Source organism: Brachyspira pulli, assembly GCF_036997785.1.
Lineage (GTDB): Bacteria > Spirochaetota > Brachyspiria > Brachyspirales > Brachyspiraceae > Brachyspira > Brachyspira pulli.
This window is the reverse complement of record NZ_JAWLQI010000056.1, coordinates 1-21,978: the sequence shown is the minus strand read 5'-3', so window position 1 is coordinate 21,978 and position 21,978 is coordinate 1. Positions and strand designations below refer to the sequence as shown.

Below are 21,978 nucleotides of genomic sequence, written 5' to 3'. Positions count from 1 at the left end.
GATACATGGTATGTTTCCAGAATCTATGAATACTATAGAAGTTAATGATGGCGGAAGAATTATAACTAAGAATGTTAGTGTAGGAACTTTACCAAATGGAATACAAAAGAAATATGATGTTGAAATTAATAATTTATCAGAAAATAAATACTATAATAATCCGGAACTATATTTTGTTAGTATAGGATGGTGGGAAGGAATACTTGGACTATCAAAAAATGGTTATACAAGATATTTTAATAGTATAAAAACGTATTTATCAAAGATATATGTCAATAATTCAAAAATATTATTTTTTGATACTTCTGAAGGTGGAGATAATAATGCAGGATTATATGATTTATTAGGTAATAGAGTAATAGAATTTCCAACTAAATCACATCATGACGTAATAAAAATAAACAATAATTATATTTATTTATCTTACTCAATTTGGGGATTAGAAGATAGATTAGTAGAAATCAATAATTCAGGTAAAATATTAAAAGAATTAAGTTTTGGTAAGTTAATAAAAAATTCTTTAGATTTAACTAAATACCCAGAAGATGAAAATGTATTCAAAAAAATAGCATTTGGTGAGGATGTAGATAATATATATATGGTAAACGGAAATCAAAAAGCTGTGGATTGGTTTCATGCTAATTCTTTAATTTATGATTCTTCTGAAGATATTTTATATGTATCATCAAGAACCAGAGGAGTATTAGCAATAGACTATTCAGAATGGAAATTAATATGGTGGATGGCAGATGCTACATTGGCTACAGAAGTACCAACTTCTATACCATATGATGTTCATTTTAAAGATTTAAAGTCATTAGAACTTTATAGAGTAAAAGGAGCAGGAATGGATGATGGTCCTAAAAATCAACATGCTTTATTTTTAAATCAAAATGGCAATTTGGGAATGTTTGATAATCAAGGAGATAAAGCAGATAATCAAAATGGATCAAGATATATAGAATACAAAATAACAGGTACTTATGGTAATTATACAGCTGCAAAAGTTTATGAATATAGAGATACTTCTTTATATTCTAGGATTATGTCAGATGTAGATTTTACTGGTGAAAATTATCAAAATCTATTATTAGTATATGCTTATCAAAAAACAAGAATTCTGGAATTAGAAAAAATCAGTAAAAGGGAATTGTTAAAACTTTATTTACCATTTGTAACATATAGAGTAGATAAAATGCCTCTTTATTATGATATAGGAAGAGTTTATTCAGAGGATTGTAATTTGAAGAATCCTAATTAATTCTAATTTTATGAAATGAAATTAAGGCTTGATTACAATAATGTAGTTAAGCCTTTTTTAATTAATAAACAATAAATCAGCTGTTTCTAAGCATCTTTTTATATGGCTGCAATATAGTTTTTGAACAGGTTTATATTTTTCTATAATATTTTTTTTATCTCTTAAAACTTCTTTTCCTGCTTCAGATAATGGAGCATCTGTAGAACCAAGCCATCTTCCTTCAGCATTTAATTGTGTTTGACCATGACGTATAAATAGTATTTTCATAATGATTACTCCAACTAAAAAATAAATTGTTTAACTATATATTGTCTACATTATAATAGCACTTTATTTTTTTTCAATAAATTAATTAATATTTTTAGATAATGTGTTTATATATAATGTGTGTTTGTTGCGTGAAATAAAATATAGTATAATATGTATTAAAAATACTTTGGAATTTCATTGACAATATCTGAATTTTTGTTATAATAAATAACTGTACAAAATCTAACAAAAATCAAAAAATAGGGTATGTGTATGAATTATGAAATATTAGCTGAAAATGCCCGCTTTTTTACAATATCAGCGGCAATTCTAACATTGGCTTTCGCATTCTATTTTTATAAATGGATGCGCAAACAAGACGAAGGTAATGAAACTATGAAAGAAATAGCTTCACATGTTCGTTCCGGTGCTATAGCTTATCTTAAACAACAGTATAAAGTTATAGCTTTCTTTTTTGCTGGAGCTTTCATTATTTTTGCTATTCTTTCTTACGCTTTAAAAGTTCAAAACCCTTTCATTCCTATAGGTTTCTTAACCGGTGGTTTCTTTTCTACTTTGTCTGGTTTCTTAGGTATGAAAACTGCTACTTATGCATCAGCAAGAACTGCTAATGCTGCTAGCAAATCTTTAAACGAAGGTTTAACAATAGCTTTCCGTTCCGGAGCTGTTATGGGACTTACTGTAGTAGGTCTTGCTTTGTTAGACATTTCATTATGGTTTATAGTATTAAATTTATGGCTTGATAATAGCTTATTCGGTACAGACTTCCTTAACTTAGCTTCTACTGGAATAGCTAAAGGTACTGCTGAATACACAGCTGCTAAAATGCACTTTGTAACTACTACAATGCTTAGCTTCGGTGTAGGTGCTTCTTTCCAAGCTTTATTCGCTCGTGTTGGCGGCGGTATATTTACTAAAGCTGCTGATGTTGGTGCTGACTTAGTAGGTAAAGTTGAAGCTGGAATACCAGAAGACGACCCAAGAAACCCTGCTGTTATAGCTGACAACGTAGGTGATAACGTAGGTGACGTTGCTGGTATGGGTGCGGATCTTTACGAATCTTATGCAGGTTCTATACTTGCTGCTATGAGTTTGGGTTCTGCTGCTTTCGGATATATTAACCCTGATATAAGCCCGATATATGCTGTATCTCTTCCTATGATACTTGCTGCTATTGGTACTCTTTCTTCTATTGTAGGTGTATTCTTTGTTAAAACTAAAGAAGGTGCTACTATGGGAGAATTATTAAAATCTTTAAGAGTTGGTGTTTATGTAAGCAGTGCTATTATTATAGTTGTTTCTTTCCTGCTTGTAAAAGCACTTCTTCCAAACAATTTGGGATTATTCGTTTCTATAATTGTAGGACTTATAGCTGGTAACGTAGTTGGTTTCTTCACTGAATACTATACTGCTGCTGAATACAGACCTACTCAATGGGTAGCTGAACAGTCTAAAACCGGTCCTGCTACAGTTATAATCGGCGGACTTGCTGTAGGTATGCAGTCTACTTTAATACCTGTTGTTACAGTAGTTATATCAATAATGCTTTCATTTGGTTTTGCAGGCGGTTTCGGTACTGAAGTTTCTTCTTTCTCTCAAGGTTTATACGGTATTGCCTTAGCTTCTGTTGGTATGTTATCTACTTTAGGTATTACATTGGCTACTGATGCTTACGGACCTATAGCTGACAATGCAGGCGGTAATGCTGAAATGTCAGGACTTCCTGAAAGTGTTAGAGAAAGAACAGATGCTTTAGACTCTTTAGGCAATACTACTGCTGCTACTGGCAAAGGCTTTGCTATATGTTCTGCTGCTTTAACTGCTATGGCTTTAATTGCTGCTTATATTGAGGAAATTAAAACTGCTTTAGGAAGAATGATTAATTCCGGAAACCTTACTTCTATCGATATAGGTACTGTTCAATATACTGCTAACAGTGCTAAAGAATTATACGACAAAGTTGTTTATAGTTTAGGTATGAATGAGTTTATGAATGCTTTTAATATTCACTTGATGAATCCTAAAGTATTAATAGGTATATTTATTGGTGCTATGTTAGTATTCTTCTTCTGTGCTTTAACTATGAAAGCTGTTGGACGTGCTGCTGCAGGTGTTGTGGAAGAAGTTAGAAGACAGTTTAGAGAAATTAAAGGCTTACTTGCTGGTGAAAAAGGTGTAAAAGCTGATTATGAAAAAGCTGTTCAAATCTGTACTAAATCAGCTCAGAAAGAGATGATTGTTCCTTCTGTACTTGCTATAATAGTACCTGTTATAGTTGGTTTCTTATTCGGAGTACCTGCTGTTATAGGTGTGTTAGTAGGAGGATTAACAGCAGGATTTGCTATGGCTGTTATGATGTCTAATGCAGGCGGTGCTTGGGATAATGCTAAAAAATACATTGAAGCTGGTAATTTTGGCGGTAAAAAAATCATAGATCCAAAAACTGGAGAAAAAATTACTAACCCTAACCATGCTGCTGCTGTTATAGGCGATACTGTTGGTGACCCATTCAAAGATACTTCAGGACCTTCAATTAATATTCTTATTAAATTAATGAGCTTGATAAGTGTTGTATTTGCAGGTGCTGTAGTTTCATTCTCACCAAAAATTCAGGCTCTGCTAGGTATAGCTGATCAAATTGTTAAGTAATTAATTTATTTAATATATATAGGCTGTCTGACTTTAATAAAAGTTGGGCAGCTTTTTTTATCTATATAATAAATGCACATTTTTATAATATTTTGTATCTTTGCAGTTGATTTTTTATGTTACTTTTGTATAATTTATTTTATAATTTTAATATAAAGGTGGTTAAATGAAAAAAAATAAAGAATTAGCAACATCAAATAAGCCTAAAATTAATATGCAGACTGTTTCAGACAAGATACAAGCTATGGTAGATAAGGGTAATAGTTTGCAGGAAATAATAATGGCAATAACAGCTTTTGGTATAGCAACTAAAACTATTATAGATCTTGTTAATAGATATACTAAAAAGTAAATTTGGGATATATAATATGATAATTAATGTTGGTATAAAAAATAAGAATGATGAAATTTTTGATATTATAGATAATTTAATAATTGTGAAAAAAGAAAACGGCAATTATGAAATTATTAAAATCTACATAGATGAAGAAAAATCATATAGAGTTGCTGATAAAGCAATTCAAATAGTATATGGAAAATCAAAAAACAATGAAACTGATTCACAAATATTATTTTTGAAAAAAAGTGATAAAATACTTAAAATTTCTTATAATAATATATATGTAAAAAAGAAGAATGGGGATATTGAGGTATACACTATTAATGAAAAAGATAATGATATATTTTTAGGCTCTGATATATTGAAAATAACAAATGGAAGCAAATCAGTCAGTATATCAGATGAAAATGAAGGTATACAAATTATAACTTTTTAGGAGTATATTAATGGCAGAAGATAAAAAAGATAAAACCCTTATAATAAAAATAGATGGTGTAAATAATAAGCAGGCAGGTAAAATAATTAGAGGTGTTATTGAGCTAAAAGATAACTATGCTCCTGATGCAAGAGGTACAATAGTAAAAGGCGAAACTGGTAAAATAGGAAATTCTAAATCAAAAAAATTAGTGGGAAATGATAATGGCAAAAAAAAGAAGTAATGAACATATAAAAGCACAAAAAGAAGGAAAAGAAATTGAGGGATATGTATGTGCTGTATGCGGAAAAGTTGATAAGAAAAATCATGGACATCATATAATATATTATAGCGAAGACGGATCAGGAGTTCATGAAAATATAATAACATTATGTCCTGAATGTCATCGTTTGTATCATGCTGGGAAACTAAATATAGATATATTGAGATTTTAAAATTTATTATAGACAAAAATAAGGCTGTCTGACTTTAATAAAAGTTGGGCAGCTTTTTTATAAATAATATCTCTAATCAATCCTTAATTACAAATCATAACATATTTACAATATTATCATTACTAGGTTATTATAATATTAATACTTTGGATTTATTATGAAATTATTAAAATATTTTTTATTTGTAAACATTTTTATTATAACTATTACATATAGTGCATTTGCTAGTTTAGAGATAAATTTCAATGGACATTATGGTATTGCTTTTCCATTTAATTCTATAAAAGTAAATGATAATTATAAAAATACTATTTATGACAGTGTTGATGGTAATTTAGGTTTTGAAGGAAATTTGTTGTTCCAAATTGGAAATTATTTTAAATTATTTGAGAATGATTATACAAGTATTATTAAAGGTGTGAGTTTATTTGGTGATATAGGTTTTAGTGTTAATGCTTTGATGTCAGATTATAAAGAAAACAATAAAAAGTATACAGAGATGCTTGGATTTTATTCTATGATGGTTGGAGCCACTGTTAAATTAAATTTCAGTAAAATGTCTGTAGGATTAGGTACTGGAATAATAGCACCTTTATATGCTATGGTTGCCTCAAGTAAATATGGCGGTGTTATTACAGCACCTGATGATTTAAATAATTGGAATGTTAATGATATGAGAAATCTATTTAAAGCTCCTATAATGCCTTATATAAAACTTACTGTTGAAGGATTTTTATATTTAGTTCCTAATTTTGCAATTACTATTGGCGGATATATGATGTATAATTTTGGTATGCAATACAAAACCGATGTTGTTAATAATAATTTAGGTAATAACATATATAATAAGTATAATTTCTCTGATCTTTCTATTGGATTGGTATTAGGTATATCTTTAGGAAGAAGTGACGGATATAATTAATATATATTTATTCATAAAAATTCTTATATAATAATTAATATTTTATTGACATCTATCTAAATTTAATTTATAATGAGCCAAAATTTTGCAATAATTTTTAGATAAAAGAGAGAGCGTATGAGAAAAATACATTCAATAAGAGTAAAAATGCCTATAGCGATAAGCATTTTAAGTACAATTTTTTTGGTCCTGATTGTGGCTTTATTATCCTACAGATCATTCAGAATCACTAAAAATACCACATTATCAGGTTTTGAAAATACAATTAGCGGTTATAAAGATATGTTAGATGTTTGGCTTGATGACAGCAGAAATTTAATAAAAACTTATGCCGTTACCCCAATAATAAGAGAATATTTTTTAAATAGAAATATAGATGTACATACTACACTTTCAGAATTTGAGGCTATAAATAATTATGTACTTGATATAGGTTTAACAGATACAAATGGTATTATTTTAGATAATGTTAATAAAGTAAAACTCGGAGAAAATATTACTACTGTAAGACCAAATATTTTAAACATATTAAGAGAAAACAATAATGAAGCTTCTTTTGATGATAGTGTACAAAAGTCAAGTGCAGATAAGAAATGGTCATTGGCTATGATTGCCGGAGTTAAATATAATGGTCAGCATGTTGGAAATATATACATGATTATGGATTGGGAAGAATTGTCAATGAAGCTTCAGGAATTAAAATTGCCTGAAAGGACTAGAATATTTGCTGTTGATGATAATAATACTATTGTCTTAGATACAAAAAACGAAATTAACACAAAGGCTAATGAAGCATATACTTCAATAATAGATAAAGGATTGAAAGCTGGTATTATGAATTATATATCTTCTGTAAGTCATGATCCTAGAACTGCGGTTTACAGCAGAATAGATAATTTACCTTGGTATTTAATTATGGCTATGGACGATAAAATAATTTATAGGGATAATAATGACTCTATTATAATATCTATAATTATATGTATTTTATCTATTATATTCATTAATATATTTGCTTTCCTTTACATTAAAAAAGTTACTCATCCTCTTAAAGATTTAATGATGCATGCTGCAAGCATAGCAGAAGGAAACATTAATATAACTAATAAGATTAATTATGGAAAAGATGAATTTGGTCAATTAGAAAAAGTTTTTGATACTATGAGTAATAGATTGGCAGAAGTAGTTTCTAATGTAAATAACGCTTCTAGGGAAATAATGACAGCGGCACAAAGTATGATGGAAAGCAGCGGAGAATTATCTATGAGAACAGATTCACAATCATCTAGTTTGGAAGAAACTGCGGCAAGTATTGAGGAAATGGTTTCAAATATTAAAATTTCAGCTGAACATTCTATACAAGGTAAAAATATGATGTCTGAATCTATGAAGTATATTGAAAGTGCTGCTAATATAATATCTCAAACTGCTTCAAACATAGAAGAAGTTTATCAAGCCAGTGAGAAGATAAAAGACATTACAAAAATAATAGAAGACATTGCTTTTCAAACAAATATACTTGCTCTTAATGCATCAGTAGAGGCTGCACGTGCTGGAGATCAAGGCCGAGGTTTTGCGGTAGTAGCTTCTGAGGTAAGAAATCTTGCTCAAACTACTCAGGCTTCTGTTCAGGACATAACAACATTAGTGGATAATACTTCTCAAAAAATAGACACAGCAACTCAAACTGCTAAGCAATCTCAGGAAATATTTGTTGATCTTCAAAGCAAGGTATTAGAAACTTCAAGATTGATGGAAACTATTACATCAAATGCTTTGGAACAGGAATCAGGTACAAATCAAATAAGTGTAGAAGTTAATAATATGGAAAATGCTACTACACAGAATGCTGCTTTGGCTGAAAATTCAAATGAGATATCAAAGAGTTTAGTTGATAAGGCTAAATCATTAGAAGAAAGTATCAAGTTCTTCAATATTATAAAATAATCATTCAGATAATAAAATAATTAAAGCTGCTTGACTTAATTTAAGTTTGGCAGCTTTTTTAACGCACGGTAAACAGCATTTCCTTTATAATAAAAATGCAATTATTATATTCTCTATATTTATAATTTTATTCAGCGTGCGTAATATAGATCATAAATTTTAAAAAATCTTGGGTGGGTGTTTTTAATTCTTAAAAAATCTATAAAGAATAATTAAGCAATAATTACTAATAAAAAATAATAAGGATAAAGGGCGGGGTATGTAACACAAGTTTAAAAATTTAATTACATTTGCCCACCCTCTATCTTTTAAATTTATTATGATATTTCTGTATTATTTTTCTTTATAAATAAAAATTGTTATTTTAGCTGCCCGCCCAAGATTTTTTAAATTTGCTGTATTATTCACCGCACGCATAATAAGCAAAAATATAAGTTTATCTACAATTCAAGTTTAATTATATTGTTAATTTAGTTTACCGTGCGTTAAATAAATTTTAAACTTTGTAAAAACGTGGGCGGGTGTTATAAATTTTAATTAAGTTATAGGGATAATTAATATTAAAATTCAAAATATAGTTATAAAGCATAAAGGGCGGGGTGTTAGAATAAATTTTTTATTTGAAAATATTGTGAAATTATAATAAAATATATAAAAAAATATTTGGGATTATTTTATGCATGATATAATTAAATCAAAAGATATAAAAGAAAGAAGAGAAATTTTAAAAGATAAATATTTTAAAGACTCAATATACTGTGTTACAGCTGAAGACTTTTCTAATGGTAGAAATAATATAGAAGTTGTAAAATCAATGTTGGAAGCCGGAATAAAAATTATTCAATATAGAGAAAAAGACAATCCTAATAAATATATGCGTGAAAAATATAATGAGTGCTTAATAATAAGAGAACTTACAAAAGAACATAATGCTTTATTTATAATAGATGATTATGCAGATTTAGCTATGGCAGTTGAAGCTGATGGGGTTCATATAGGACAAAAAGACATGCCTATTGAAGTAGTAAGAAAAATTGTTGGCTATGATAAAATAGTTGGGCTTTCTACTACCAATAAAAAACAGGCAGAAGAAGCAGTTCACACAAGTGCAGACTATATTGGAATAGGACCTATATTTTCAACTAATACTAAACCCGATGCTAATGAGGCTACAGGTATTGATTATATTGATTATGTAGTTAATAATTTAGATATTCCTTTCGTTTGTATAGGCGGAATAAAATTAAATAATATGGATTTGCTTATAGAACATAAAGCTATGAGTTTATGTATGCTTACAGAGATAGTATCTTCTGAGGATATAAAAGCTAAATGCGAACTTCTAATAAAAAAAATAAAAAGATTATAAAGATTATCATTTTTTCTTTTACTTTGATATTATCTTATTTCCTTGTTATACGAAGTATTCATTTAAAAGAAGGTAAGGATTTATTTATTGATGCTTTATCTATATTAAGTATGATACATAATAATAGAACAGAAATTATTTATGATTATATAAAAAATAGAGATAAAGTTTATGTTTATGATGATTCATTAAGCGATAAAACTAAAAGATATATCAAAAATTATTTTCCAAGTGTCAAATATGTTGGAGATATTAGATTTGTTATTTATTCTCATTTCTTTAAAGATAGGATTATATTTTATTCTTGTGATAACAGCACTATTGATAAATTAAAATCTCTAAATGTTCAATTATGCCGAGTGGTTTTAAGTATATACGATATAACAGAAGATGAATATTTAACTTTAAAAGAAACTGATAATACAAAACTTTTTCTTTCATTTACAAATAGAGAAATATACCATATAGACTCTAATTACAGCGAATCATTATCGAAGTATGTGATAGGAATTGATAAAAATGCTATAAGAGTTGTAGACGGAGATACCATAAGATACAATAAAAATTATTACAGATTTATAGGACTAGATGCTCCGGAATTAAAACAGGAGTATGGTACCAATGTAATGGCTTATGTAAGAGAGAAAATATTTAATGCTACTAATGTAAATATTTTAATAGGTTCTTATGATGCTTTCGGTCGAATATTATGTCATTTATTTGTAGATAAAATTCCATTAGCATATCCAATGATGCAGGATAAGCAAGCCAAAGAAACTATAATGAAATACGGAGATAACGGCTTTGTAACTATAGCAAGCAATATAGTTTATTTATCCAAATTTCAAGGCAGACGTCCATTCAAAGATCCAGCCCAATTCAGAAGAGAAAACAGATAATTATTTAATTTTTGTCATATATATAAATCAAATTTTGTGACAGTTTTTGTCGTAAAAATGTGTTATACTATATGACATATATTTAGTTTTAAGGATTATTATATGACAGAAACAACTAATCAAGAATCTGTAGAAATGCGTACAATAAAAAATTTATTAAACAATAAGTATAATTTCGTTATACCTAGTTATCAGAGAGGGTATAGATGGGACGAAATACAGGTAAACGATTTGCTCAACGATATTTATGAGTTTCATCAAAATAATAATGAAGGTTTTTATTGTCTTCAGCCTCTTGTATTAAAAAACATATCAGATGAAAAAATATCAGACAAAAAAATATTAGATGAATTAAAACTTGAAAATAAAGATAATGTATACGAAGTTATAGACGGACAGCAGAGATTAACAACTATTTATTTAATATTAAAATATTTAAAAAAAGAAGAAATATTTAATATAATATATACTACTAGATTAAAAAATAAAGAAGATGAACTAATTTCTCTAAATGATTTATTTGAAAAAAATGAAAATATAATTAAAGAAAATAAAATAGATAATATAGATTTTGAATATATAAAAACATCTTATGAAGTAATAAAAAAATGGTTTGAAAGCAATAAAGAAAATAAAGGTAAAGATGAAAACAAAAGCATAGAAGAAATTATAAAATATATTCTATTGGATGGAGAAAAAGTAAAATTTATATGGTATGAACCTAAACCTAGTGATAACACTAAGGCTATAGAAATTTTTACAAGAATAAATATAGGAAAAATTCCTCTTACTAATTCTGAACTCATTAAAGCTTTATTTTTACAGAAAGCTAATTTTATACAAGATGAAAATTTTGATAAAGCTTTATATGAACATACTCAAATAGAAATTGCAAGCGAATGGGACTATATAGAAAATACATTACAGGATGATAGATTTTGGGGATTCATTAATAATGATATGAATAAAAAATATAATAGGATAGACTATATTTTTGAAATAGTTTCAGATAAATTATTAGTAGAATTATCTGATGAAGAAAAAAAAGCAATAGGAGATGATAACTATAAAACTTTCAGATATTTCTATATAAAATGGAAATATAGTAAAGATAAAATGTCTTTTATGCAAAAGATTTGGAAAGAAATAAGATACTGTTTTTATGCTATGAATAAATGGTATAATGATTTAATTTTCTATCATTATATTGGATTTCTAATACATTGTGATAATAAAGAAAATAATATTTTAAACTTGTATAATTCATATATAGGTTCCACAAAAGAAAATTTTAAAACAGATCTAATAAGAAGAATCAAAGAAATTATTATAAAAAAAATAAATTATGAAATAATAGATAAAAAAGAAATAAGTTTTAATATCAAGTATGATTCCACTGATAAAGAAATTATAAGAAATTTTTTACTGCTTTACAATATAGAATATATGTTAAAAAATCAATCATCAAATGCCAAATTCCCATTTGATTTATTTAAAAAACAAAAATGGGACATTGAACATATAGAATCTCAAACTCCACAGTCTACAGAAGAAAAGGAAGAATACATAGAAGATATATTAAATATAAAAAATATAAATACCTATTATAATTTGACTAATTTTACAGAAATATTCGAAAATTACAAAAAAAATAAAAATAATGAAAATATAGATATATGGGATAAATTTATAAATATATTTTATAAAGAAAATAATAATAAAGAAAATGATGATGAAGAATTTAAAAATTCATTGGGAAATTTAACTTTATTGGACAGCTCCACAAATAGAGGTTATGGAAATGCTTTCTTTGTTATAAAGAGAAAAATTATATTGGAAAAAGATAAGAACTCACATTTTATACCTACAGGAACTAAGAATGTTTTTTTGAAATATTTTTATGATGATATAGCAACGTCTACAGTACATATATGGACAAGAGAAGATGCGAAAGCGTATGAGACAGATATATCTAAAACATTAAAAAAATTTTTTTTACCTAATAAGGATGATAAACAATGAATGATAAATTAAGTCTAATAGATTTTTTTAAAAAATATTCCAGAATAGAAATACCAAAGATACAAAGAGATTATGCTCAGGGCAGAGAAAATGAAAGCGAAGTGGCTGACAGATTTTTAGATAAAATATTTGAATGCTTAAAAGAGAAAGACAATAAAAATTTAGAGTTAGATTTTATATACGGTTCTGTAAATAATAAAACAGTTTATTTATTAGACGGACAGCAGAGAGTTACAACTTTATTCCTTCTCCATTGGTATATAGTATTAAGAGAAGATAGATTTAATGAAGAAATAAAAGAATGTTTAAAAAAATTTACTTATTCTACAAGAGTATCATCAAGAGAGTTCTGCCAAAATATAATAGATAATGATAATATAAAAAATATAAAAGGTGAAATATCTAAAAAGGAAAAAGATAAAAAAAACAAATTGTCTGATATAATAAAAGACTTTTATTGGTTTACAAATGAAAATGACCCTACTATAAAAGCTATGCTTAATATGATAGATAAAATAGATAAAAAATATAATGAAATTGTGAAAGATAATAATTCTATTAAGTTATTTGATAGATTAGAAAAAATACAATTTTATTTTTTACCTATGGAAGATTTCAAATTAACTGATGAAATTTATTTGAAAATGAATGCAAGAGGAAAACCATTAACAAGTTTTGAAAATTTTAAGGCTGATTTTACTTATTATATTCAAAAAAATAATATAGATATTTCACAGCAGCAATTAAGCGATTTAGATAATAAATATACAAACTTTTTCTGGCAATTATATAAAAGAGATAAAAAGTATGATAATTTATATATTAAATTCTTCTATAGAATTACATTAATATATTTTATAATAAATAATGAAGATGTAGAAAAATTAACAGATAATGAATATTATAAATATTTAAAAAGTGGAAGTTTTGAAGAACTAAACGAAAAAAATAAATATTCTAGTTTTAATGCATTTAAAGAAACTTATGATAAAAATATATGTGATGAAAGTAAAAATGTAATTAAAATAATATTTAAAGTATTAGATATTTTAGAGCATGAATATAGTAATAATATTTTAAATACTATTAAACCTATATGGGATCAAAATGATTATGATATTTTATCAAAAATAAAATATGAATATAAAGATATTATAATATTTTCTGCATTAATATTTTATATAGAAAAAAATGATTATTATAAAAAATCTTTTAAACAATGGATGAGAATAGTATGGAATATAACTGAAAACTCTAATATAAATGAATATTCTTCCATAAGGTTAATCAAACTTTTTAATGAATTATCAGAATATTCTTCAAATATATACAATTTTTTAGCAGATGAAAAGAATATAATTGATACAAATATATCAAAAGAAGCTGTTCAATATGAAAGAAGAAAATGTAAGTTTCTAAAAAGAAGAGGCAAACTCATAATTAAAGATAAGAATTGGGAGAAATTCTTTATTAAAGCTGAAAAATATAAATTCTTTAAAGGCTACATAGACTTTTTAATTGATGATAATATGGATATAAACAAATTTAATCATAGAGTAAAACTTTTCTGTTCTATGTTTAATGATGATGGAAAATATACATTTGATGAAGAACATTTATTTTTGAGAGCTTTAATATCTAATATAACAGATATAAACGATTTTAGAAATAAAAAGGTAAGAATATCAGATAATCTTAAAAATCTTATAAATATTTTAAAAGATAAATGTTATGATAATGATACTCATGATTACATAAAAAAATTACTTGATTCAAAAAATAAATATAAATTAAAAAAGAAATTAGAAAACGAAGTAAGCAAAGATTCAAAAATTAATCTTACAGGATATTCTTCTTATTTAAAAGAAAGAATAAAATTTGCTCATGAAGCATTAAAAGATAGCGTTTTACAAAATTGGATATATGCAGTTAATGAAAATAATAAACATAAGAATACAACAATGATAGTTGACTGGAGAGATCATTGTTTATATTTATTATTTCCTAGATTGGATAGAGTATTAATAGGGTCATATAGAAATCAATTAATATCAGATTTATTAAAAGACTATAAATATATGATAACTAATTATGATAATATAAAAAATATAAATAATGCTTATTATACTGGTTCAGATATAGAAATAAAAATAAAAAATGAAAATGAAGAATATATATTAAAGTTTGATAAATCGAATAAATTAACAATTAAAAAAGGAGATGAAGTTATACTTAAAGATAATCTTGATGAATACACTTTTAAGGATTATAAAAAAAGACTTCAAGATAATTTTTTGAAAATATATATAAAAAATAATTAATTATAATAAAAGGAGTTTAACTTAATTAAAAGCTAAGCTCATTTTATATACTAAGAATTTTAACTTTTTTAATTTTTATGTTGTTCTTTTTCCCGCCGCAAAAAGAACCAAAAAGTGCAATTGTAAAATTGGTGTTAAATCATACTAATTTTGTTTTACATGTAATATAATTTATTAAATTAGAGCCAAAATGTAGCCTTTCGCGAAGCGTATCCGAGCCTGTCGAGGATATAAGCTTCTTTGTGGCACGCCAAAGGCACTCCTTTCAGTCGCAAAAGAAGTGGGGGAGTGGGGGCAAAGCCACCACAAACAATAAAATTAAAAAAACTAAAATTGAGGAAGTTAAAAAATTGTATAATATAAAGTTATAGTATCTCATTTTTCGCTGTCAGAACTTTGACGAAGTGCTGGAAAAGTTGAAGAAATAAAAAATATTCTATAAATAAAAAGAGCTTAACTTAATTAAAAGCTAAGCTCCTTTTTTATTAAAATTATCAAATTAAAATCAAGCTTTGTTCAAATAATGAGTTACGCTCATAGCAGCAACTGCACCTTCTCCAACAGCATTAGCAACCTGACGAACTGGTTTTAATATAGAATCTCCGCAGGCAAATACACCAGGAATATTAGTTTCCATTGTAGACATATTTGTAACTATGTGTCCAGTTTCTTTTAATTCTAAGCCAGTGTCTTTCAAGAAATGTGTTGAAGGCTCCTGACCTACAAATACAAATACACCGTCTACAGGCTGATCATGCATAGAATCGTCTAATACATTTTTGATTTTTATGCTATTAACTTTACCGTCTCCGCAAATCTCATCTATTACAGAATCAAGTACATATTCCACCTTTCCAGTATCTGTTAAATGTTTTACGTTTATAGGTTCAGCTCTGAATTCTTTTCTTCTGTGAACTAAATATATTTTATTAACGAATCTTGTAAGGAAATAAGCCTCATCAAAAGCACTGTTTCCGCCTCCAACTACAGCAACAGTTTTATTTCTGTAGAAAGCACCGTCACAAGTAGCACAGTAAGAAACGCCTCTGCCTGCAAATGTATCTTCGCCTTTAGTTCCTAATTTCTTAGATGAACCGCCCATAGCAAGTATTATTGTTTTTGTTTCATAAGTTTTGCCGTCAGCAGTAATAACTTTTTTTACTTCGTCTTTAATGTTTTCTACTTTTATAACTTCATCATAAACTATTTCATTTTTAGAGAATTTTTCAGCATGCTGCTGCATTTTAGCAACAAGTTCAAAAGAACTTATTTCTTCAGGGAAACCTAAGTAATTTTCAACAGTATCAGTACTCATCATCTGACCGCCGATTCCCTTCTTTTCTATCAAAATGGAATTAGTTAAAGCTCTTCCTAAATATAACATAGCAGAAAGACCAGCAGGGCCTCCTCCTATTATAATACTATCATATACAGACATATCTAAACACTCCTTTTTTTGTTATTAGTAATAATTATTATATAATATATATTTTAATAGTCAAGTTAGTATTGTCGAACAAATTTAGTATTTGAAATGTTTTTTCACATAAGCTATTATTTCGCTAGCATTGGCAATTTCTCTTGATGAGTTTCCTACACGTATATAGAATTTTTCTTCTTTAGCACCTTGTTTATTTGTAATCTTAGTATATACAGGTTCTTTTCCTTTAGTTACATAAACAACACATATATCTTTTCCATCTTCAACAATGAAATCAATTCTTATACCTTCAGCAGAAAAAGCATTTCCATAATAAGTTTCTATTAATGTTCTTAAATGAAGTTCAAAGAAATCTCTATTAGGCTGTTTCAAAGTACTGTAATCATGTTCAAGCCCTATAATTTCTCCGTCATTGGTAATACCTATAAATAAACGTCCGCCTTCAGTATTACTAAATGCAGCAATAGATTTCATAATTACTTCTTCTAATGCTTTATTCATTTTTTGAGTATTATTGTCATATCTCAAAGTAGATTTGAACTCTACATTAGTGCTTTCGCCTTCTTCTATAATTTTCTTTACATTCATATGATTTCTTTTCAAATCTTCAATGATTCTAATATAATGTATAGCAAGTATTACAATCAAAGTTATAGTAATAACAACAAAGAATATTATAAATAGAACTATAGGTACTTGTATTTTATTTATAAGGGCTTTTTCAGGTATTATAATTCCTATTTCTATATTGTTATTTGCAACAGAGAATGTTCCTTTATATCCCCAATAAATATGTTCTTTATATAGTATTTTAACCATATCTTCATTAGTACCATTAAATTCCCTTGTCATAATATCAGCTATAATATTATAATCTATACTATTGTTTGTATTGCTGTTTGTAGCTGAGTATGATATAGGGAAAGTAATTTTACTATTACCAGTTACTAAATATGCATATATATTATTAATATTTTTTAATTCAACATCATTAAAATTAACATTAAATTGAGATATATATTCAAAAGCTATATTTTCATTCGCTATGTATATCAAATGTATATAAGGATGTCCATTTTTTATATAGAAAGAATCTATGCTAAGCTGTTCAAAAGGCACAGATGAATATTGATGCGTATTACTATTTGTAACAATATGCCCGACAACTTTATATCCATTTCCTTCTTTGGTTATGGACATATAGTTATTTCCCACTTGCATTGCTGCTTTTTCTATAAAAGTATGCTTAGGGAAGAAATTTGTTATCAAAATCTTGTAAGCTTCAGGAGCTTGATTCACTATATCGAATATAGGAGTCATTTGCATAGAAAAATAATAAGTAGGGTAGAATATCTTAGAATATTCTTCTACTATTGAAGTTTTTACATCTTGGAAAAGAGATTTAAAAATAAATTTAATTGGTATAGGACTTCTCATTTGAACATAAACCAGAAATACTATAGAAAAGAACATTATTGTTATAATAACATCTCTAACTATTCTGTTTCTTAATTCAGATTTAGAGAAAAATCTGCCAGATACAATTTTCATACTATATCCACACTAATATCCTATTGTATATACATAATAACATATATTCAATATATATCAACCTCAATATAATAAAAATGGTTAAATTTACATATATATGTAACTAATTAAATTTTTGTGAAGTTGTATTATTGTATTAAATGATGTTTAATTGAGCATTAATAATGAAATATGGGTATATAATCAAACTATTTGAGATAATGCTTTGAATTATTTATATGGAAAGTTTGAAAGAAATGATATATACTAATGCAAATTATTTTTAAGAAAATTTAATTAGGGAAAAATTATGGGAAGTGTATTTGGAAATAATATAAAATTAAGTTTATTCGGAGAATCTCATGGAGAGGCTATAGGCTGTGTTATAGACGGATTTCCTTATGGCATTAATATAGATAATGATTTTATAGAAAATGAAATGGATAGAAGAAGGGCTAAAAATGCCAAACTTACAACAGCAAGAAATGAAGCAGATAAAGTTGAAATATTATCAGGTACTCTTGATAATAAAAGCACAGGTATGCCTATTGCTGCTATAATAAGAAATGAGAATAAAAGAAGCGGCGATTATTCAAATTTGAAACTGTTGCCAAGACCTTCGCATAGTGATTATACTGCAATGCTTAGATATGACGGCTTTAATGATATAAGGGGAGGAGGTCATTTTTCAGGAAGACTTACTGCTCCTTTGGTATTTGCAGGTGCTTTAGCTAAATTGGCATTAAAAGAAAAATTTGATATTAATATAGCCGCACATATTAAACAAATATACAATATCAAAGACAAATATCCGAATGATACATTTCCAACTTATGAAGAGTTTATAAATAATTATGATAAGGAATTGAGTGTATTCAATGATGAATCTATGAATAAAATGATTAGCACAATAGAAGAAGCAAAAATGAATATGGATTCTGTTGGCGGAATTATAACTGCTGCTGCATTTAATGTACCTGCTGGTTTTGGTGATCCTTTTTATTCATCTATAGAAAGCAGAATAGCACAATCAATGTTTGCTGTACCTGCCGTTAAAGGTATTGATTTCGGACTTGGATTCGATTTTGTAGATTATAAGGCAAGCGAATGCAATGATGCTTATACAATAAAAGACAATAATAATATAAAGGTAGTAGAAACAAAAACTAATAATAATGGCGGTATATTAGGCGGTATATCAAATGGCATGCCTATAATAGTTAATGTTGTAATAAAGCCTACACCTTCAATTTCTAAAGAACAATTAACTTTAAATATAGAAACAAAAGAAGAAGAAACTTTAATTATTAAAGGACGTCATGACCCTTGTATAGCAGTAAGAGCAGTTCCTGTAATAGAGGCGGCACTTGCTATTGCCATACTTGATTTATGTATAGATATGAAAGGCAAATTATTATAAAAATATTTCATAAATTATTTTCATTAAGAAAAATACAAAAAATAGGAGATTAAAAATGAAAGCTGCAATATTTTATGAAAAACACAAAATACTAATAGAAGATGTAAATATAAAAGAACCTAAAGAAGATGAGGTTTTAGTTAAAGTTAAATACTGCGGAGTTTGCGGTACAGATGTTCATATATATGAGGGAGCAAAAGGTTCAACTGATGTTAATCCTCCAAGAATATTAGGACATGAATTTTCCGGATGTGTTGAGAAAATAGGAAGCAAAGTTACTAAAGTAAAAGTAGGAGATAAAGTTGCTATTGATCCTAATGATTATTGTAATAACTGTTATCATTGTAATAATGCCAGAAAACATTTATGCGATAGTATGACTGCTGTAGGTGTTTCTTTAGACGGAGGATTTGCCGAGTATGCTACAGTTAAAGAGAATTTAGTTTTTAAAGTACCTGATAATGTTTCTTATGAAAGTGCTGCTATGACAGAACCTATATCATGCTGTTTGCATGGTATTGATTTGATGGATATAAAACAAGGCGATACTGTTATGGTAGTTGGAACAGGAAATATTGGTCTTATTATGATTCAGCTTCTTAAATATAGCGGAGCTGTTAATATAATTGCTGTTGAACCTGTTGAGAAAAGAAGAGAAAGAGCAAAAAAATACGGTGCTAATATTGTAATAGATCCAATAAATGATAATACAGAAAACATATTAAAAGAAAATAATATATTTAATATCGATAAAGTTATAGATTGTGCCGGTAAAATACAAACTGCAGAATATTCTATTAAGTATGCAGGAAAAGGTGCTACAGTAATGTTATTTGGATTAACTGGCCCAGATGATGAATTAAAAATAAAACCTTTTGAATTATTCCAAAAAGAAATTACTATAAAAACTTCTTTTGTTAATCCTTATGCTTTTGAAAGAGCAGTTAATTTACTAGCTAGAAATATAGTAGATGTATCAGAGATTATAACCGATATTATAGAACTTGAAAATATTAATGATGTATTTACAAAGAAATTATATCTTAATGACGGTAAAGTTTTGATAAAATCATGATTTATTAATATATTTTAATTTTGTTACTCTTTAAATACCATACTAAAATTTATAAAGTTTTAGTATGGTATGTATAAATTAATTTTTATAAATCTATACTTATTTGTAATGTAATATATACCTAAACAATTATATTTTGTCAATTTTATTGTTTGTGGTGGTTTTGCCCCCACACCCACAGTTCTTTTATTGGCACAAAGAACCAAAAAGACTGCATTTTTAGGGTATATCCTATATTTAATAGGAATGTTTTTAATATAAAGTTCTAGCAATTGCGTTTTCGCGAAGCGTATCCGAGCCTATCGAGGATATATCTACTTTTTTGTGTGTCAAAAAAGTAGATAAAATTTACATAAAGTGCATCAGCTGACAAAATTAAAAATTTTTAGTACATATAAAAATATAAAACAAATTTCTTTATAATTTTATTCTGCCTTGCCAACCACTCCTTATTTTGACAAATTAATTTTTTTTTGTATAATAAAATTAAAATCTAATTTGGATGCAATTTAATGAATATCTTTGATGATGCAAGCTTGCTTTATACAGTTGCTAAATATTATTATATAGATGATTATTCTCAAAGCGAAATAGCTAAAATTTTAAATATATCAAGACCTCAAATATCAAGATTATTAAAAAGGGCCAGAGAATTAGAAATAGTAAAAATAGAAATATCTATGCCTAATAATATTAAAGATGAAAGCAAGGCAGAAAAGATAAAAAAATATTTGAATCTTAAAGATGTTTTGATAGTAGAAGATTCAAATGATAATAAACTTTTATATGTAAAAGCATCAGAGTATTTATCTGCTTTAATAGAAAAGAGTAAAAAAATAGGAGTAGGGTGGAATGAAACCCTATACAATATTTCTATAGAATTAAAATACAATGATTCAGATAAACAAAAAGTATTTTATCCTCTTATAGGAAATTTAGGAAACAATAATAATCCTTATTTACAAATTACTACTATAGTTGATAGATTTGCTGAAAAATTCAATTCAAAAGCTTATTTCAATAATTATCCTGCATTGATAGAAAAAAAATCTCTTAATAATAATGATCTTGAAAAATTAGAGGAGTTCAAAAAATTTTGGTCTGATTTAGATGTTGCTATAGTAGGTTTAAGCAGCAGGAGAGAATCTTATCAATCATATATATCCGATATACCAAAAGTAGATAAATTAAATATTGATGAAATAGAAGGAATAATATTAGGAAGTTTTTTCATGAACAATGGTGAAACTTTTAATTATCCTGATAAATATTACGTGAACTCTATAATGCTTTCAGAATTAAAAAAGATTAAAGATATAGTTTGTATAGTTTCCGGGGTGAAAAAAATAGATACTATTAAATTTGCTGCTATGAATAAATATTTTAATATTTTAATAACCGATGAAGCTACAGCAGACTCTATAATATCAAACTTCAATCTATGATATACTGAAAATTTTTAATTTTTTATATTTTGTAAATGTATTATCAACTTTAAAGTTTTTATCATTCGGATACGCTACGCGAAAAACGCAATTGTTAAACTTTATATTTTAAGAATATGTATTAAATATTGTATAATCCCCCAGTTTTGGTTAAAAATGCAGTTCTTTTGCTTCTTTTATACCAATAAAAGAAGTAG

18 protein-coding genes are annotated in these 21,978 nt (G+C 26.8%); 15 read left to right on the top strand and 3 right to left on the bottom strand.

Annotated features, from left to right (window positions below):
• On the top strand, positions 1-1,261 hold a 1,261-nt coding region (locus R4K56_RS11545; protein WP_335772451.1), incomplete at its 5' end, for an aryl-sulfate sulfotransferase.
• Between the two features lie 57 nt (positions 1,262-1,318).
• Here the strand turns inward: R4K56_RS11545 and R4K56_RS11540 are convergent.
• The gene (locus R4K56_RS11540) at positions 1,319-1,528 is read right to left on the bottom strand and encodes a histidine phosphatase family protein (protein WP_335770104.1); all 210 of its coding nucleotides are present in this window, start codon (positions 1,526-1,528) and stop codon (positions 1,319-1,321) included.
• A gap of 255 nt (positions 1,529-1,783) precedes the next feature.
• On the opposite strand from R4K56_RS11540, the gene R4K56_RS11535 reads away from it, so the two are divergent.
• From R4K56_RS11535 to R4K56_RS11485, 11 genes are all read left to right on the top strand, one after another.
• A complete protein-coding gene (locus R4K56_RS11535; RefSeq protein WP_335772452.1) occupies positions 1,784-4,180 on the top strand; it encodes a sodium-translocating pyrophosphatase in 2,397 nt (798 codons plus the stop codon).
• Between the two features lie 166 nt (positions 4,181-4,346).
• Positions 4,347-4,532: a hypothetical protein gene (locus tag R4K56_RS11530; protein WP_335760182.1), complete on the top strand. Its 186-nt coding sequence runs from the start codon at positions 4,347-4,349 to the stop codon at positions 4,530-4,532.
• Between the two features lie 16 nt (positions 4,533-4,548).
• Positions 4,549-4,956, top strand: coding sequence for a hypothetical protein (locus tag R4K56_RS11525; protein WP_335760181.1), 408 nt, complete (start codon positions 4,549-4,551; stop codon positions 4,954-4,956).
• Between the two features lie 10 nt (positions 4,957-4,966).
• Positions 4,967-5,179: a hypothetical protein gene (locus tag R4K56_RS11520; RefSeq protein ID WP_335760180.1), complete on the top strand. Its 213-nt coding sequence runs from the start codon at positions 4,967-4,969 to the stop codon at positions 5,177-5,179.
• On the top strand, positions 5,160-5,390 hold the full coding sequence (locus tag R4K56_RS11515) for an HNH endonuclease (RefSeq protein ID WP_335772453.1): 231 nt from the start codon (positions 5,160-5,162) through the stop codon (positions 5,388-5,390). Before R4K56_RS11520 ends, R4K56_RS11515 begins: the two co-directional genes overlap by 20 nt.
• Positions 5,391-5,547: 157 nt before the next feature.
• Positions 5,548-6,312: a hypothetical protein gene (locus tag R4K56_RS11510; RefSeq protein WP_335772454.1), complete on the top strand. Its 765-nt coding sequence runs from the start codon at positions 5,548-5,550 to the stop codon at positions 6,310-6,312.
• 117 nt (positions 6,313-6,429) lie between these two features.
• A complete protein-coding gene (locus tag R4K56_RS11505) occupies positions 6,430-8,259 on the top strand; it encodes a methyl-accepting chemotaxis protein (protein WP_335772455.1) in 1,830 nt (609 codons plus the stop codon).
• A 676-nt stretch (positions 8,260-8,935) separates the two neighbouring features.
• On the top strand, positions 8,936-9,628 hold the full coding sequence (gene thiE, locus R4K56_RS11500; RefSeq protein ID WP_335757987.1) for a thiamine phosphate synthase: 693 nt from the start codon (positions 8,936-8,938) through the stop codon (positions 9,626-9,628).
• Positions 9,592-10,527 carry a thermonuclease family protein gene (locus tag R4K56_RS11495; RefSeq protein WP_335772456.1) on the top strand — a complete coding sequence of 312 codons (936 nt, stop codon included), beginning with the start codon at positions 9,592-9,594 and terminating at the stop codon, positions 10,525-10,527. Before thiE ends, R4K56_RS11495 begins: the two co-directional genes overlap by 37 nt.
• A 102-nt stretch (positions 10,528-10,629) precedes the next feature.
• Positions 10,630-12,549 (top strand): DUF262 domain-containing protein, encoded by a 1,920-nt coding sequence (locus R4K56_RS11490; RefSeq protein ID WP_335772457.1) that lies wholly within the window; start codon positions 10,630-10,632, stop codon positions 12,547-12,549.
• Positions 12,546-14,870: a DUF262 domain-containing protein gene (locus R4K56_RS11485; RefSeq protein WP_335772458.1), complete on the top strand. Its 2,325-nt coding sequence runs from the start codon at positions 12,546-12,548 to the stop codon at positions 14,868-14,870. The genes R4K56_RS11490 and R4K56_RS11485 overlap by 4 nt, the downstream gene beginning before the upstream one ends.
• A gap of 505 nt (positions 14,871-15,375) precedes the next feature.
• Here the strand turns inward: R4K56_RS11485 and trxB are convergent.
• Together trxB and R4K56_RS11475 are read right to left on the bottom strand one after the other, a co-directional pair.
• A complete protein-coding gene (gene trxB / locus R4K56_RS11480; RefSeq protein WP_335772459.1) occupies positions 15,376-16,308 on the bottom strand; it encodes a thioredoxin-disulfide reductase in 933 nt (310 codons plus the stop codon).
• A gap of 84 nt (positions 16,309-16,392) precedes the next feature.
• Positions 16,393-17,862, bottom strand: a complete 1,470-nt coding sequence (locus tag R4K56_RS11475) for an AlbA family DNA-binding domain-containing protein (protein WP_335757992.1) — start codon at positions 17,860-17,862, stop codon at positions 16,393-16,395.
• 289 nt (positions 17,863-18,151) lie between these two features.
• Between R4K56_RS11475 and aroC the strand changes: the two genes are divergently transcribed.
• The 3 genes from aroC to R4K56_RS11460 all read left to right on the top strand — a co-directional run bounded on the left by aroC (position 18,152) and on the right by R4K56_RS11460 (position 21,781).
• Positions 18,152-19,261 carry a chorismate synthase gene (gene aroC / locus R4K56_RS11470; protein WP_335772460.1) on the top strand — a complete coding sequence of 370 codons (1,110 nt, stop codon included), beginning with the start codon at positions 18,152-18,154 and terminating at the stop codon, positions 19,259-19,261.
• A gap of 55 nt (positions 19,262-19,316) precedes the next feature.
• A complete protein-coding gene (locus R4K56_RS11465; RefSeq protein ID WP_335772461.1) occupies positions 19,317-20,336 on the top strand; it encodes a zinc-dependent alcohol dehydrogenase family protein in 1,020 nt (339 codons plus the stop codon).
• A gap of 512 nt (positions 20,337-20,848) precedes the next feature.
• Positions 20,849-21,781, top strand: coding sequence for a sugar-binding transcriptional regulator (locus tag R4K56_RS11460; RefSeq protein ID WP_335772462.1), 933 nt, complete (start codon positions 20,849-20,851; stop codon positions 21,779-21,781).
• The last annotated feature ends 197 nt before the right edge of the window (positions 21,782-21,978 follow it).